The organism is Sphingobium limneticum (genome assembly GCF_008710165.1).
GTDB classification, from domain to species: Bacteria; Pseudomonadota; Alphaproteobacteria; order Sphingomonadales; family Sphingomonadaceae; genus Sphingobium; species Sphingobium limneticum.
Window position 1 is genome coordinate 74778 of the sequence record NZ_VYQA01000004.1, and the last position, 14640, is coordinate 89417.

The 14640-nt window shown below is 65.4% G+C and carries 12 protein-coding genes; 5 read left to right on the plus strand and 7 right to left on the minus strand.

Annotated features, from left to right (window positions below):
• Positions 1 to 209: 209 nt before the first annotated feature.
• Positions 210 to 2333 carry a sodium-translocating pyrophosphatase gene (locus F4U95_RS06870; protein WP_150425106.1) on the minus strand — a complete coding sequence of 708 codons (2124 nt, stop codon included), beginning with the start codon at positions 2331 to 2333 and terminating at the stop codon, positions 210 to 212.
• 289 nt (positions 2334 to 2622) lie between these two features.
• Here F4U95_RS06870 and F4U95_RS06875 point away from each other — a divergent pair, with 289 nt between their 5' ends.
• Together F4U95_RS06875 and F4U95_RS06880 are read left to right on the plus strand one after the other, a co-directional pair.
• Positions 2623 to 3960 (plus strand): MFS transporter, encoded by a 1338-nt coding sequence (locus tag F4U95_RS06875; protein WP_246171516.1) that lies wholly within the window; start codon positions 2623 to 2625, stop codon positions 3958 to 3960.
• A 9-nt stretch (positions 3961 to 3969) separates the two neighbouring features.
• Entirely contained in the window at positions 3970 to 4983 is a 1014-nt protein-coding gene (locus F4U95_RS06880) for a LacI family DNA-binding transcriptional regulator (RefSeq protein WP_150425107.1), read from the plus strand.
• Positions 4984 to 5150: 167 nt separating this feature from the next.
• Here F4U95_RS06880 and F4U95_RS06885 read toward each other — a convergent pair whose 3' ends face one another.
• Complete coding sequence (locus F4U95_RS06885) at positions 5151 to 5609, minus strand: low molecular weight protein-tyrosine-phosphatase (protein ID WP_150425108.1); 459 nt, start codon at positions 5607 to 5609, stop codon at positions 5151 to 5153.
• On the minus strand, positions 5609 to 7057 hold the full coding sequence (locus F4U95_RS06890) for a helicase HerA domain-containing protein (protein ID WP_150425109.1): 1449 nt from the start codon (positions 7055 to 7057) through the stop codon (positions 5609 to 5611). Before F4U95_RS06890 ends, F4U95_RS06885 begins: the two co-directional genes overlap by 1 nt.
• 110 nt (positions 7058 to 7167) lie before the next feature.
• On the opposite strand from F4U95_RS06890, the gene F4U95_RS06895 reads away from it, so the two are divergent.
• Entirely contained in the window at positions 7168 to 7605 is a 438-nt protein-coding gene (locus F4U95_RS06895; RefSeq protein WP_150425110.1) for a c-type cytochrome, read from the plus strand.
• Between the two features lie 72 nt (positions 7606 to 7677).
• On the plus strand, positions 7678 to 10386 hold the full coding sequence (gene ppc / locus F4U95_RS06900; RefSeq protein WP_150425111.1) for a phosphoenolpyruvate carboxylase: 2709 nt from the start codon (positions 7678 to 7680) through the stop codon (positions 10384 to 10386).
• A gap of 126 nt (positions 10387 to 10512) precedes the next feature.
• Here the strand turns inward: ppc and F4U95_RS06905 are convergent, their stop codons facing one another.
• Together F4U95_RS06905 and mgtE are read right to left on the minus strand one after the other, a co-directional pair.
• On the minus strand, positions 10513 to 10911 hold the full coding sequence (locus F4U95_RS06905; protein ID WP_150425256.1) for a DUF1489 family protein: 399 nt from the start codon (positions 10909 to 10911) through the stop codon (positions 10513 to 10515).
• 43 nt (positions 10912 to 10954) lie between these two features.
• Entirely contained in the window at positions 10955 to 12391 is a 1437-nt protein-coding gene (gene mgtE, locus F4U95_RS06910; protein ID WP_150425112.1) for a magnesium transporter, read from the minus strand.
• Between the two features lie 168 nt (positions 12392 to 12559).
• Here mgtE and F4U95_RS06915 point away from each other — a divergent pair, with 168 nt between their 5' ends.
• Positions 12560 to 13012, plus strand: coding sequence for a peptidylprolyl isomerase (locus tag F4U95_RS06915; protein ID WP_120251529.1), 453 nt, complete (start codon positions 12560 to 12562; stop codon positions 13010 to 13012).
• Positions 13013 to 13192: 180 nt separating this feature from the next.
• On the opposite strand, the gene F4U95_RS06920 is transcribed toward F4U95_RS06915, so the two are convergent.
• Positions 13193 to 13870, minus strand: a complete 678-nt coding sequence (locus F4U95_RS06920) for a hypothetical protein (RefSeq protein ID WP_150425113.1) — start codon at positions 13868 to 13870, stop codon at positions 13193 to 13195.
• The gene (locus F4U95_RS06925) at positions 13870 to 14571 is read right to left on the minus strand and encodes a peptidase (protein ID WP_150425114.1); all 702 of its coding nucleotides are present in this window, start codon (positions 14569 to 14571) and stop codon (positions 13870 to 13872) included. The genes F4U95_RS06920 and F4U95_RS06925 overlap by 1 nt, the downstream gene beginning before the upstream one ends.
• Positions 14572 to 14640 lie beyond the last annotated feature (69 nt).

Genomic DNA, 14640 nt, shown 5'->3' on the forward strand with positions numbered 1-14640 from the left:
CGCTCCACGAACTGGGCCATGACCGATGGACATGGCAGGAAATCCGTTGCGGTGCGGCCCGCCCCCTAATCGGCCGACCACGGCGACAGACTGCGCCCGCGCTCTGAAGAAAGGGTTAATGTCGGGGTTGGGAAGGCCCTGCGCGACCGGTCGGGCCAAAGATGAGGGGAGGAGAGGCGGTGCTGCCCCTCCATCCCCTTCACGGTCGATCAGCCGCCATGCGCCAGCGCGGCGAGCAGCAGCAGGGCGACGATATTGGTGATCTTGATCATCGGGTTGACCGCCGGGCCGGCGGTATCCTTGTACGGATCGCCGACCGTATCGCCGGTGACGGCGGCTTTATGGGCTTCGCTGCCCTTGCCGCCATGATGGCCGTCCTCGATATATTTCTTGGCATTGTCCCACGCGCCGCCGCCGCTTGTCATCGACAAGGCGACGAACAGGCCGGACACGATGACGCCCAGCAGCAGGGCGCCGAGCGCCGCAAAGCCATTGTCGCTGCCTGCCACCGCGGCGATCGCGAAGTAAACGACGATCGGCGCCAGTACGGGGAGCAGGCTGGGCACGATCATTTCCTTGATCGCGGCGCGGGTGACCAGGTCCACCGTGCGGGCATAATTGGGGCGTGACGTCCCTTCCATAATGCCCTTGTTGGTGGCGAACTGATCGCGCACGTCCTTGACCACGTCGCCGGCCGCACGGCCCACGGCGGTCATGCCCATCGCCCCGAACAGATAGGGCAGCAGCGCGCCCAGCAGCAGGCCGACGATGACATAGGGGTTTTTCAAGGAGAAATCGACCGGCTGGGTCAGCCCCAGCGCGGAGCCATAATAGTCCAGATCCTCCGTATAGGTGCCGAACAGCACCAGCGCGGCCAGGCCGGCGCTGCCGATGGCATAGCCCTTCGTCACCGCCTTGGTCGTGTTGCCCACCGCATCCAGCGCGTCGGTCTTCACCCGGACGCTATCGTCCAGATGCGCCATTTCGGCGATGCCGCCGGCATTGTCGGTGACCGGGCCATAGGCGTCCAGCGCCACGACCATGCCGGCCAGCGCCAGCATCGCGGTGGCGGCAAAGGCGATGCCCATCAGGCCCGCGAGCTGATAGGCGACGATGATGCCGACCACGATCACCAAAGTCGGCAGCGCAGTCGATTCCAGGCTGATCGCCAGCCCCTGAATGACATTGGTGCCATGGCCGGTTTCAGATGCTTTCGCGATGCTGCGGACCGGGCGATAGGCGGTGCCGGTATAATATTCGGTGATGACCACCAGCAGGCCGGTAACGGCCAGCCCCACCAGCATCGACCAGAAGAGGTTCATGCCGGTATAGCCGCCGACCCCGTCCAGATCCGCGCCGAACACGGCGTTGAGGTCGCCCAGCGTATATTGGGTGGCGAAATAGATGGCGGGGATGGACAGGATCGCCGTGGTCCAGAACCCCTTGTAGAGTGCGCCCATGATCGACTGGCTGGCGCCCAGACGGACCATATAGGTGCCGATGATGGAGGTGATGATGCACACGCCGCCCACGATCAGCGGCAGGGCCATGAGCTTCATCAGAAAGGCATTGTCCACGCCCGTCACCAGCAGCGACGTCAGCACCATGGTCGCGCCGACGGTCACGACATAGGTTTCGAACAGGTCGGCCGCCATGCCGGCGCAGTCGCCCACATTGTCGCCCACATTGTCCGCGATCACGGCCGGGTTGCGCGGGTCATCCTCCGGTATGCCGGCCTCGACCTTCCCCACCAGATCCGCGCCGACATCGGCCGCCTTGGTGAAGATGCCGCCGCCCAGCCGCGCGAAGATGGAGATGAGCGACGCGCCGAACGCCAGCGCGACGAGGCTGTCGATCACCAGCCGGTCGTCGGGCGCATGGCCGGCGGGGCCGGTCAGATACCAGAAGAACAGGCTGATCGCGAGCAGGGCAAGGCCCGCCACCAGCATGCCGGTGATGGCGCCCGCACGGAAGGCGACGGTCAGACCGCTCTGCAACGTGCCGCGACAGGCTTCGGCGGTGCGGACATTGGCGCGGACCGAGATGTTCATGCCGATAAACCCTGCCGCCCCCGACAGGATCGCCCCGATCAGGAAGCCGACCGCGGATGTGACGCCCAGGAACAGGGCGACCAGCACCGCCACGACCACGCCGACGATGGCGATGGTGGTATATTGTCGGCCCAGATAGGCTTTCGCGCCTTCCTGTATAGCGCCGGCGATCGCCTGCATGACGTCATTGCCGGGTGGTTGGCTCAAGACCTGGCGACTGGTGAAAAGCCCGTAGAGTACGGCCAGCAGGCCGCACCCTATGGCGATATAGACAATCTGCATGGATGTTCCTCTCCCCCTGTTATGGCTATCATCACGCCGCTCCGCAGGGAATGACGGGCAGGCGAAAGGCATGAAGGCGGGCGGCCGGACGAGGACGGTCCGGCATCGGGCACCGCGTCAATCAGCAACTGGACCATGCGCATCGCAAGCGCTCCAACCGGCTGAGAATAGGGTGGCAAGAAGCTACAGACCCGACAGCGTGCGTCAAGATGGCTGGGGAACAAGCGCGCTACGCTCGCAATGACCAAATCTTGATCTATAAGGGGTGGGCGGAGAAGGGAAGCCAGCCATGGTTGACGTCGGACACAGGCCGATCATGCGATTGTCGCGCATCGTCGAAATGAATCTCGGCTTTCTGGGCATCCAATTTTCCTTCGGCCTGCAACAGGCGAATATGGGGCCGATCTACCGTTATCTGGGCGCGGATGAGGCCAGCTTGCCGTTGCTCTGGCTGGCAGGGCCGGTGACGGGCCTGCTGGTCCAGCCGATCGTGGGCGCGATGAGCGACCGGACCGTCAGCACATGGGGCCGCCGCACGCCCTATTTCCTGCTCGGCGCGATCCTGTGCAGCATCGGCCTGCTGGCGATGCCCTACAGCCCCACGCTCTGGTTCGCGGCTAGCCTGCTCTGGATGCTCGACGCGGCGAACAATATCACCATGGAACCCTATCGCGCCTATGTCAGCGACCGGCTGGCCGAGCGGCAGCGCACCGTCGGCTTCCTGACGCAAAGCGCCTTTACGGGCCTGGCCCAGACATTGTCCTATCTGGCGCCATCGCTGCTGGTCTGGTGGGGTGCGGACGCCGATCTGGTCGATGCCAACGGCATACCCGACATCACCCGCATCGCCTTCCTGATCGGGGCGGTGGTGTCGCTGTCCACCATCCTCTGGTCGGTGCTGCGGGTGCGCGAACTGCCGCTTTCGGCGGCGCAGGTTGCGCATATGCAGGCGCAGCCGCTGTCGCTGCGCACCGCCCTGCGGGATTTTGCGGCGGCGGTGCGGGACATGCCGGTGCCGATGCGGCAACTGGCGCTGTCCATGGCGTTCCAGTGGTTCGCCATGTTCGCCTATTGGCAATATATCGCCTTCGCGCTCGCCCGGTCGCTGTTTGACACTGCCGATCCCGCCAGCCCGGCCTTCCGTCAGGCGGTGTTGCTGGCTGGGCAGGCGGGCGCGCTCTACAATGCTGTCGCCTGTTTTGCGGCCTTTGCGATGATGCCGTTCAGCCGCCGGATCGGCTTGCGTAACCTGCATGCTTTGTCGGTCGCGCTGTCGGGCATGGCGATGATCGCCCTGCCGCAGGCGCGCGATACCGCCACATTGTTCCTGCTGATGATCGGCATCGGCATCGGCTGGGCCAGCATGATGGGCAATCCCTATGTGCTGCTGTCGGGCGCGATCCCGCCGGAACGGACCGGCATTTACATGGGTATTTTCAACATGTTCATCGTTCTGCCCATGCTGGCGGAAACGCTGGTCGTGCCGCTGGTCTATCGCCCGTTGCTGGGCGGCGATCCGCGCAACCTGATCGTCATGGCGGGCGTCATGATGCTATGCGCCGGGGTGGCGACGCTACTCGTTCGGGTGACTCGGCAAGACATTGTGAACAGTCCCGATTTACCCTAGTCTGCGGCCATGGACGATCAGGGTTCCGGGCCACTCAAGAGCATCGCCGATCTGGCGCGTCTGGCAGGCGTGTCGGTGTCCACCGTGTCGCGGGCGCTGACCGGCAAGGGCGCGCTGAACAAGGGGACGCGGGCACGCATCCAGGCGCTGGCCGATCATCATGGTTTCCGCATGAATGTCGCGGCGCAAAATCTGCGGCTGGGCCGCACCGGCGCCATCGCCGTGCTAATGCCGCTGGGCCATGCGCGCGGCCAGCAATTGTCCGATCCCTTCTTCCTCACGATGCTCGGCTATCTGGCCGATGCGCTGACGGATCGCGGATATGATCTACTGCTCTCGCGCGTGTTGCCGGATCGGGACGACTGGCTCGACACCTTCATCCGCACCGGCCGCACCGACGGCGTGATCGTCATCGGCCAGTCGGATCAGGGCGCGGCGCTGGCGCGGGCCGCGGCCAGTTATCGGCCGCTGGTGGTCTGGGGCGAACAGGTCCGCGGCGACGGCCCCGTCACGGTCGGCACCGACAATGAAGCGGGCGGCCGTCTGGCGGCGCAGCATCTGGTCGATCGCGGGCGGCGAACCCTCGCCTTTTTCGGCGATGTCGGCGTACCGGAATTTGCGGCGCGCCATGTCGGCTTCCTCGCCGGTCTGCCGCCGGAATTGCGCGATGACGTCGTGCTGGTCACCAGCCCGGTGACGTCCGAAGCGAGCGAGGCGACCGCGCGCGACTGGTTCGCAGCGGGCAACCGGCCCGACGGCATCTTCGCCGCATCGGACGTCGTGGCGCTGAGCCTGATCGCGGCGGCCCAGCAGCAGGGTTTGCAGGTGCCGCAGGACATATCGATCGTCGGCTTCGACGATATTCCGCTGGCCCGGCTCACGCGCCCGGCGCTCAGCACCATCCGGCAGGATATAGAGATGGGCGCGCATCATCTGGTCGATCTGCTGGTCCGCCGGATCGGCGGCGAAGATGCCGGATCGGTCCAGATCGCGCCCGAACTGCTGGTGCGGGAATCCTCGTAATCAGCTAAAATCGTCATGCTGACCTTGTTTAGCTGCGCTGGCCTGCGGCTCAGCATCCATGTCTCATCGAAGGCGGACGGCGGAGCATGGAGGCGCGATGGATCCTGAAACAAGTTCAGGATGACGCGGTGCCGTTTCGCGATCTCGCGTCTGAATTTTATTCCGGTCTAAAGGTCCGCGATGATCGCCTTCGCCGCGAGGGTCACATCGTCCCAGGTCAGGTCGAACCCGGCATCCTCGCCGAAATAGGGATCGACTACGCCCGTCCCCTCACGGCCCGGCACCATGTCCATCAGCAGGCGCAGCTCTGCGGTCCCGTCCGACGGGCGGATGCGGCGCAGATTTTTCAGATTTTCCGCATCCAGCGCGAAGACATGGGTGAAGCGGCGGAAATCCTCCGCGCGGACCTGCCGCCCGGCATAGGTGCTGATATCGATGCCATGGCGCTGCGCCACCGCCTGCGCGCGCGGATCAGGCGGGCTGCCGATATGCCAGTCGCCGGTGCCGGCCGAATCCACGGTGATATCGACGCCGGCCTTCTCCGCCTCCGCCCGCAGCGCGGCTTCGGCCAGCGGCGACCGGCAGATATTGCCGAGGCAGACGAAGAGGACCGAAGGCGTCGCCATCAATCCGCCGCCGCCGTGGACAGGCCAAGCCCCGGCACGCCGATCGAGCGCTTGCCCGAAAAATCGGTCCGCGCGACGATGACGCCCAATTTCTCCATATAGTCGATCAGCCGGCGGACGCGGCCTGGCGAGCTGGTGCCATAGGCCCGGCCCAGCGCCGCGTCGTCGGGGCAGGTCTGCCCGTCCAGCGCCGCGCGCGCGATCAGCAGGAAGGGGGCCAGCATATCCTCCGGCACCGGCTCCGCTGCGCGAATCGCATCCTGCCAGCGCACATCGTCGGCATCGGCCATGCCCGCCTGCGCCATGGCGAAGCGCTTGCGGAAGGCGGGCAGGTCCAGCGGCGATCGCTTCAGGCCCCTCATCCGGCACCGCACGCCGAAATCCTGATACAGCGCCGCCACGCTGGGCGCCGCATCGCCCAGATCGGCGACGATATCCTCCAGCACGGCGATGACGACCGGCTCATTCTCGCCGAAATCCAGTTCCGGCGCGGCGGGCTTGGCGGCCGGCGTATCGGCCAGCGCGCGCATGATCTCTTCGGCCGGGCGAGCGGTCGGTTCGGGGCGGGGCGGGGGCGGCGGCAGTGCCTCTTCCTCGACCTTGGCGAACAGCATTTCCTGAAAATCCCCGCCGGTCGTGACCGGGGGCGGCATCAGCTTGTGCGTGCCGCCGCGCGTGCCGGTCTTCACCGTGCCGATCTTCACCGCCACCGGCCGCCGCGCGATGGCGGGGCCAAGGCCCAGGAAGCGCCCGCGCTCCAGATCGCGAATCTGCTCCGCCTGCCGCCGTTCCATGCCCAGCAGGTCGGCCGCGCGCGCCATGTCGATGTCCAGGAAGGTGCGGCCCATCAGGAAGTTGGACGCCTCGGCCGCGACATTCTTGGCCAGTTTCGCCAACCGCTGCGTCGCGATCACGCCGGCCAGCCCGCGCTTGCGCCCCCGGCACATCAGGTTGGTCATGGCGGCAAGGCTCAGCCGCCGCGCTTCGTCCGACACATCGCCGGCGGAGACTGGCGCAAACATCTGCGCTTCGTCCACCACCACCAAGGCGGGATACCAATGGTCGCGCGGCGCATCGAACAGGGTGGACAGGAAGGACGCGGCGCATTTCATCTGCGCCTCCAGCTCCAGCGATTCGAGGCTGAGGACGACGGACGCGCGATGTTCGCGGATGCGCGTCGCCATCTTCACGATCTCGCGCTCATTATAGTCGCCCGCGTCGATCACCACATGGCCATATTGATCGGCCAGCGTCACGAAATCGCCTTCCGGATCGATCACCACCTGCTGCACCATCGGCGCGCTTTCTTCCAGCAGCCGGCGCAGGAGGTGCGATTTGCCCGACCCCGAATTGCCCTGGACGAGCAGACGGGTGGCGAGCAATTCCTCGACATCGACCAGCACGTCCTTGCCGTGATGGTCGGTTCCTATGCTGATGCTGGCGGTCACTGATGCCCTTTGGCCCAAGGGAGCGGGGGAGCGCAAGGGCGCTCATGGACTGGCGGGACAATCGGTCCGCTATGCGCCACGCCGCGCGCTGCGCTACAGGCGGTCGGGCTATGCGAATAGGCTTTCATTTTGTGGCGGCGGCGATCCTGTTGCTGACGGCCTGCGGCGACGATCGGCGGGAAGAGCGATTGCGCGCGGCCGGCCCCAATCCGTCGCTGGACGCGCTGCTCCAGGTGGCGGATGCCGATGCCGGCGCCCGCAAATTCGGCGTCTGCGCCGGCTGTCACAAGGCCAGCAAGGGCGCGCCCGATTTCGGCGGTCCCAATCTCTATGGCGTTTTCGGCCAGCCCATGGGGCAGCATAGCGGCCGTTTCGGCTATACGGCGGCCCTGGTCGAGGCTGGCGGGCGATGGGATGCGCCGACGCTCGACGCATGGATCGCCAATCCGCGCAAGCTCGTGCCCGGCACCAACATGCAATTTGCCGGTATCGGCGATCCGCTCGACCGGGCGGACATCATCGCCTTTCTCAAAAGGCAGTCGGATTGAACCCGGCCGACCGATAAATATCCATGCCGGTGCCTTGACCATAGGATTGTTGCGGTGCAGCATCGGCGCATTATGGAGAGAACAGCACCCGCTTCGGCGCAGGCAGCCCCTGCGATCACGCAGAATCCCGATATCCGCTATCTGGGGCGGCTGCTGGGCGACGTCATTCGCGCCTATGGCGGGGACAAGCTCTACAAACAGACCGAATATATCCGCTCCGCCTCGGTCGATCGGGCGCGGGGATTGCAGGGCGCGGACCTGACCGACACCGGGCTGGATGCGCTGAACCTCGACGATACGCTTAATTTCACCCGCGGTTTCATGCTCTTCTCGATGCTCGCCAATCTGGCCGAGGATCGGCAGGGCGTGGCGGCGGAACCGGGCGCTGACGTCGCCTCAGCGGTCGAACGGCTCGCCGCCCATGGGGTCGATCGCGACGCCGTGCTGGACCTGTTGTCGCATAGCCTGATCGTGCCGGTCCTGACCGCCCATCCGACCGAGGTGCGGCGCAAGAGCATGATCGATCACAAGAATCGCATCGCCGACCTGATGCAGCTCAAGGATGCCGGCCGCACCGAAACGGCCGAGGGCGAGCAACTGGACGAAGCGATTTTCCGCCAGATTGCGCTGCTGTGGCAGACGCGCCCGCTGCGCCGCGAAAAATTGTTCGTGCAGGATGAGATCGACAATGTCCTGACCTATTTCCGCGACGTCTTCCTGCCCGTTCTGCCGGCGCTCTATGCGCGCTGGGAACGGGTGCTGGGCGCACGGCCGCACAGTTTCCTGCGCGTGGGCAACTGGATCGGCGGCGACCGGGACGGCAATCCCTTCGTTCAGGCGGACCAGCTGCGCTCGGCGTTGGGGCGCGGCTGCGACGCGGCGCTGGCCTTCTATATGGAGGGCATCCACGGACTGGGCGCCGAACTGTCGCTCTCGACCGAGCTTGCCCATGTGCCGCAAGCGGTGCTGGACCTGGCGGAGGCCAGCGGCGACGCGTCGCCCAGCCGGCAGGACGAACCCTATCGCCGGGCGCTGTCGGGCATTTATGCGCGGCTCGCCGCCACCTATGCCGCCCTGGTCGGCAAAGCGCCGCCGCGTCCCTCTGCGCTGAAGGGGGAGGCCTATGCCACGCCGGGCGACCTGCGCCATGATCTGGTCGTGGTTGCGCAGGGGCTGGCGAGCGAAGGCGATGGTGCGCTCTCGACCGGGGGCGCGCTGGGTCGGTTGATCCGCGCGGTGGAGACGTTCGGCTTCCACCTCGCCACGCTCGACATGCGCCAGAACAGCGCCGTGCATGAGCGGGTCGTGGCCGAATTGCTCAAGGTCGCGGGGGTGGAGGCCGATTATCTCGCGCTCGACGAATATGCGCGCATCGCGCTGCTGCGTCGGGAACTGGCGAACAACCGGCCGCTGGGTGGGCGTTTCTCCGACTATTCGGAGGAAACGACGTCCGAACTGGCGATCGTCCATGCCGCTGCGCAGGCGCACCGCACCTACGGGCCGCAAAGCATCACCCATTATATCATTTCCAAGGCCGAAAGCGTGTCGGACCTGCTGGAAGTGAATATCCTGCTCAAGGAAGCGGGCCTTTGGCAGGCGGGCACGGATGGCGCGCCGCCGCAGGCCGCGATCATGGCGATCCCCCTGTTCGAAACCATCGCCGATCTCGAAGCCGCGCCGTCCATCATGACCGCTTATTTCGGCCTGCCCGAAATCGCCGGCGTGGTGAAGGCGCGCGGCCATCAGGAAGTGATGATCGGCTATAGCGACAGCAACAAGGATGGCGGCTATATCACCTCCACCTGGAGCCTGTACAAGGCGAGCCAGGCGCTGGAGCCGGTCTTTGCCGATGCGGGCGCGGCGATGCAGCTGTTCCACGGGCGCGGCGGCGCGGTGGGGCGCGGCGGCGGCTCGGCTTTCAAGGCGATCCAGGCGCAGCCGCGCGGCAGCGTGCAGGGCCGCATCCGCATCACCGAACAGGGCGAGGTGATCGCCGCCAAATTCGGCACCCGCGACGTGGCCATGACCAATTTGGAAGCGATGACCAGCGCGACCCTGCTCGCCAGTCTGGAGCCGGACGGCATTTCGGATCGCGACGCCGCCCGCTTCAGTGCGGCGATGGACGAGCTGTCCAAGAACGCCTTCGCCGCCTATCGCGACCTCGTCTACGGCACGGACGGCTTCAAGGAGTTCTTCCGCCAGCTGACCCCGATTCAGGAAATTTCCGGCCTCAAGATCGGCTCTCGCCCGGCCAGCCGGACCAAGAGCAACGCGATCGAGGATCTGCGCGCCATCCCCTGGGTGTTCAGCTGGGCGCAGGCGCGCGTCATGCTACCCGGCTGGTATGGCGTGGGGCAGGCGCTCTCGGCGTTCGAGGACAAGGCGCTGCTGGCCGATATGGGGCAGCATTGGTCCTTCCTGCAATCCGCGCTCGCCAATCTGGAGATGGTGCTGGCCAAGTCGGACCTGGGCATCGCCGCCCGCTATCTGCCGCTGGTCGAGGATCAGGCGGCGGGCGAAGCGATTTTCGGCCGCATCCGGGAAGGCTGGCAACAGGCGCATGACGGGCTGCTTGCCGCGACCGGCCAGTCGCGTCTGCTGGAAAAGAATCCGGCGCTCGACGAATCCATCCGCCTGCGCCTGCCCTATATCGAGCCGCTCAACCTGTTGCAGGTCGAATTGCTCAAGCGCCATCGCGCGGGCGAGGATGACGCACGGATCAAGGAAGGCATCGAACTGTCGATCAACGCGATCGCCACGGCGCTGCGCAACAGCGGGTAAATCATCGTCACCCCGGACTTGATCCGGGGTCCCGCTCCTTGTTCGTGGCAGTGGAAGGAAGCGTAACAATGAAAGGCAGCGGGACCCCGGCTCAAGGCCGGGGTGACGTCTTGTATATATGCCCCGCTAAACCAACCCCAATTTCGTCAATTCGCTCATCAGCGCCACCGGCATCGCGTCCAGATCGTCGGCCTCGCCGCCGTCCAGATCGGCCGGCGCATCAGCATCCTCCAGATAGCGCCAGCCCTGATGCGCGCGCTTGGGCTTGGCGCGCACCGGGATCAATTTGGGCTCCAGCCTGATCCAATATCGGCCCTGTCCCGTCTCCTCGAAGCCGATGATCGGGCTGCGCCCCACCAGCATATGGCCGTGAATCCAGAAGAGCGATCCGCCCGCCATCTCCTCCACCCGCTTGGGCAGGTAACGGGTGCTGGTCCGCGCTTCGCCATCATGGCTTTCCAGCCAGGCGCGTAAGGTGGCGGGGCTTTCGGCGCCAAAGGCGATCTTGGTCATGTGCAGCGGCATGGACCGGCAGATGGGTGACGCAACCCCACGGGTCAATGCGTCATCAGGTCAGGAAGAGCGTGGCCAGACCCAAAAATGTGAAAAAGCCCAGGGAATCGGTCATCATCGTCACGAACACCGCCGACGACACGGCCGGATCGATATTGCTGCGGTCCAGCGTGACCGGGATCAGAACGCCCGCGAGGCCCGCCACCATATTGTTGATGAGGATGGCGGCGGCGAACACCAGCGACAGGCCCAACTGGCCATAGACCAGATAGGAGCCGATCCCGATCAGGAAGCCAAGCACCGACCCATTGGTCGCCGCGATGCGAAATTCCCGGACGATCATGCGCAGCGTATTGGAACTGGTGACCTGATTGGTGGCGATCGCGCGCACCATCACGGCCAGCGTCTGGGTGCCGGCATTGCCGCCCATGCCCGACACGATGCCCATCAGCGCCGCCAGCATCGCCAGATGCTCGATCGTCCTTTCGAACAGGCCCACGACCGACGCGGCGATCATCGCCGTGCCCAGATTGACCACCAGCCAGACCAGGCGGGTACGAACGGTCATCAGGATCGGCTGGTTGATGTCGCCTTCGCCCGCACCCGACAGGCGCAGAATGTCTTCGCCCGCTTCTTCCGAAATGATGTGGACGACGTCATCGACTGTGATCATGCCGACCAGCCGGCCCGCGCTGTCCACCACGGCGGCGGAGATCAGCGCATATTTCTGGAAGCGCAGCGCGACCTCTTCCTGATCCATATCGACCGGGATCAGCGTCTGTTCGCGCTTCATCAGGTCGAGCATGGATATGCCGCGCGGGCAGGTGAGGATCCAGCTGAGCTGGCAATAGCCGATCGGCCGATGCGCCGCGTCGACCACATAGATTTCCCAGAAATCGCGGGTCAGGTCGGCATTGTCGCGCAGATAGTCGATCACCTGGCCGACCGTCATATGTTCGGGCACCGCGACCAGATCGCGCTGCATCAGGCGGCCGGCGGATTCCTCCGGATAGGAAAGGGCGGATTCGATCGCGGCGCGATCTTCCGGCTCCATCGCCTCCAGCACGGCCTGCTGGTCGGCCTCCTCCATATCCTCGATGATGGCGACGGCGTCGTCGGTGTCGAGTTCGGCGGCGAATTCGGCGACCTGTTCGGGCGCCAATGCGCCGATCAGGTCGTCGCGGACATAATCGTTCAGCTCGGACAGGACTTCCGCGCCGACCAGATCGCCCAGCGCGGCGGCCACATCGCCGCGCCGCTCCGACGGGGTGAGTTCCAGAAGGTCGGCAATATCGGCGGGATGCAGCGGCGATACCAGGTCTCGCGCCGTCTCATTGTCGCCCTCTTCCACCGCATCCAGCACGGCGGACAGAAATTCGGGCCTCAGCCGATCATCCTCGTCCAGGCCGGTTTCGGCCTGTTCCAGGACGATATCTTCGTCAGTCTCGACCCCATGCGACAGGGGTTCGGCTGGATCGCCGCGCTCGCTCATGGCGCCCCCTACTGTCCGGTTCCTGTAACATGGGGCTGCTTTCGCTTATGCACGACCATATTGCAATGGGCGTCTGGCCGGTTGCGGGCGTTCGTCACAAGAAACTTCCATCCCCTTTTGAAGCCTCTATATGGGGGCATCACTCCTTCAACCACGAGAGGTATCCTCATGGCCGACGAAACGCTTACATTCACCCTCGACAGCGGCGGCGACGTCGTGATCAAGCTGCGCCCCGATCTGGCCCCCGGCCATGTCGAACGCATCACGACGCTGGCCAAGGACGGCTTCTATGACGGCGTGGTCTTCCATCGCGTCATCCCCGGCTTCATGGCGCAGGGCGGCGATCCGACCGGCACCGGCATGGGCGGATCGAAGCTGCCCGACATCAAGGCCGAATTCAGCCGTCAGCCGCACGTTCGTGGCGTCTGCTCGATGGCCCGTTCGTCCAACCCGAACAGCGCCAACAGCCAGTTCTTCATCTGCTTCGACGACGCCACCTTCCTCGACGGCCAGTACACCGTCTGGGGCGAAGTGACGTCGGGCATGGACCATGTCGACGCCCTGCCCAAGGGCGAGCCGCCGCGCACGCCGGGCAAGATCCTCAAGGCGACCGTCGCTTAATTCACGGTCTGAACGGACAGCAAAAGGGCGCCAGGTCGCATGACCGGGCGCCCTTTTTCATGATCCGTCTACATCAAGGCACCATGTGGCTGTCTCATATCAAGCGTTCCCTAGCGCAGGCCGGGAAACGCAAAGCCATAGGTTCACATCAGGGCTTGTCGGTACGGCCTGTTTCGCCATTCACTGCTTTTTCGCCATGCCGTCCGTCATGGAAATGGCATGGGCGGGTTCCGCGCCTTCTGTCTCGGCAGGAGCGACATAGGCACCGATCGAATCGATATGCCAGCGCCGCTGCTCCGCCTTGTCATCCGGCGCGTCGGCGACCCGGCGCAACACCACCTGCCGCAATGTGTGCCAGGGCTTGCCGGTCGCGGCGATGCGGCCATAGACCTGCACCGGGACCGTCACCTGCATCGCGCCCTCGGCCTCTGTGGGTTCCGATGGCGCGCCGATATTGGCGTGGATTTCGCTGAAACCGCGGAAGCGGGCCGTAAAATGCGCGTCATCCTGCGATCCGATCGAGCCGGCCTGATCCCATAGATCCTGCGCGTCCACGAACCGCTTTTCCTCCAGCAGACCATAATAGCCCTGCACCACCTGAGCGGCGCCCTGCGCGCTGTCGGGCGTGATCGATCCTTCGGCGATCGGTTCGGGATCGACCGGCAGGCCGCCGGGCGTGCCCGGCTCCGGCGGGTTCAACGGTTCCATCACGGCCATCGCTTCGGCCCGGACATTATTATCCACCTGCGCCGCATTCGCGCCATTGGCCAGATTGTCGATCGCGCTCTCCTCCCGCCCGTCGCAGGCCGCGACGAGCAGGAGGGGCAGCAGAAAGACGGTCTTCGTCAAAGTCCGCATCAGTTGGGACGAACCCGTTCGCCGCCACGACCACCCGGGCGTCCGCCGCCGCCCCAACTGCGCTGCGGGCGCGGCTGGTTCATCTGCGGACGGCTGGGCCGGGGTTGCTGCGCCTGCGGCTGGCGCAGGCCGGGCTGCGGCGTCGGCACCGCTCCGTCTCTTCGGCCGCCATTGCCGCGCCAGCGGTTTCCGCCCTCACCCGGCGTACGGTCCCGGCCCCAGTTGCGGTCGCCGGGATTACGGTCGCGCCCCCAGTTGCGGTCGCCCTGATTGCCGTTATTGGCGTCATTGCCCTGCGGCGGGCGCGGTGGGCGCGTCCAGTTGCCCGGCCGTCCGTCGCCATCCCTATCCCGGCCACGCCAGCCGTCGCCGCGGCCACGATCATCGCGGCGTTCGGCCCGGCGGCCTTCCCAATAACGGCGCTGGCCGTCGTTCCAGCGCTGGCGCCGGCCGCCACGGTCGTAGACATAATAGCCGTTGCCCGGATAATAATAATTGTCGTACCAGCCGCTATAGAGGCCGGGCTGATAATAGCCCGACGGCCCATAATAGCCGTCACCATAATAACCACCGCCGCCATAATAGCCGGTGCCCACGTTCACGCCGCCATAGCCATAACCGTCGTCATAGGCGCAACCGCCCAGTGCCAGCGCGCCCGCCAGCCCGATCACAGCCAGAAACCGATGTCGGATGCCCGTCATCGTCTTTCTCCTCATCATCATCTTCTGTCGGCTTAACGCAGTCCGGTTGAATTGGTTGTGAATGGATTA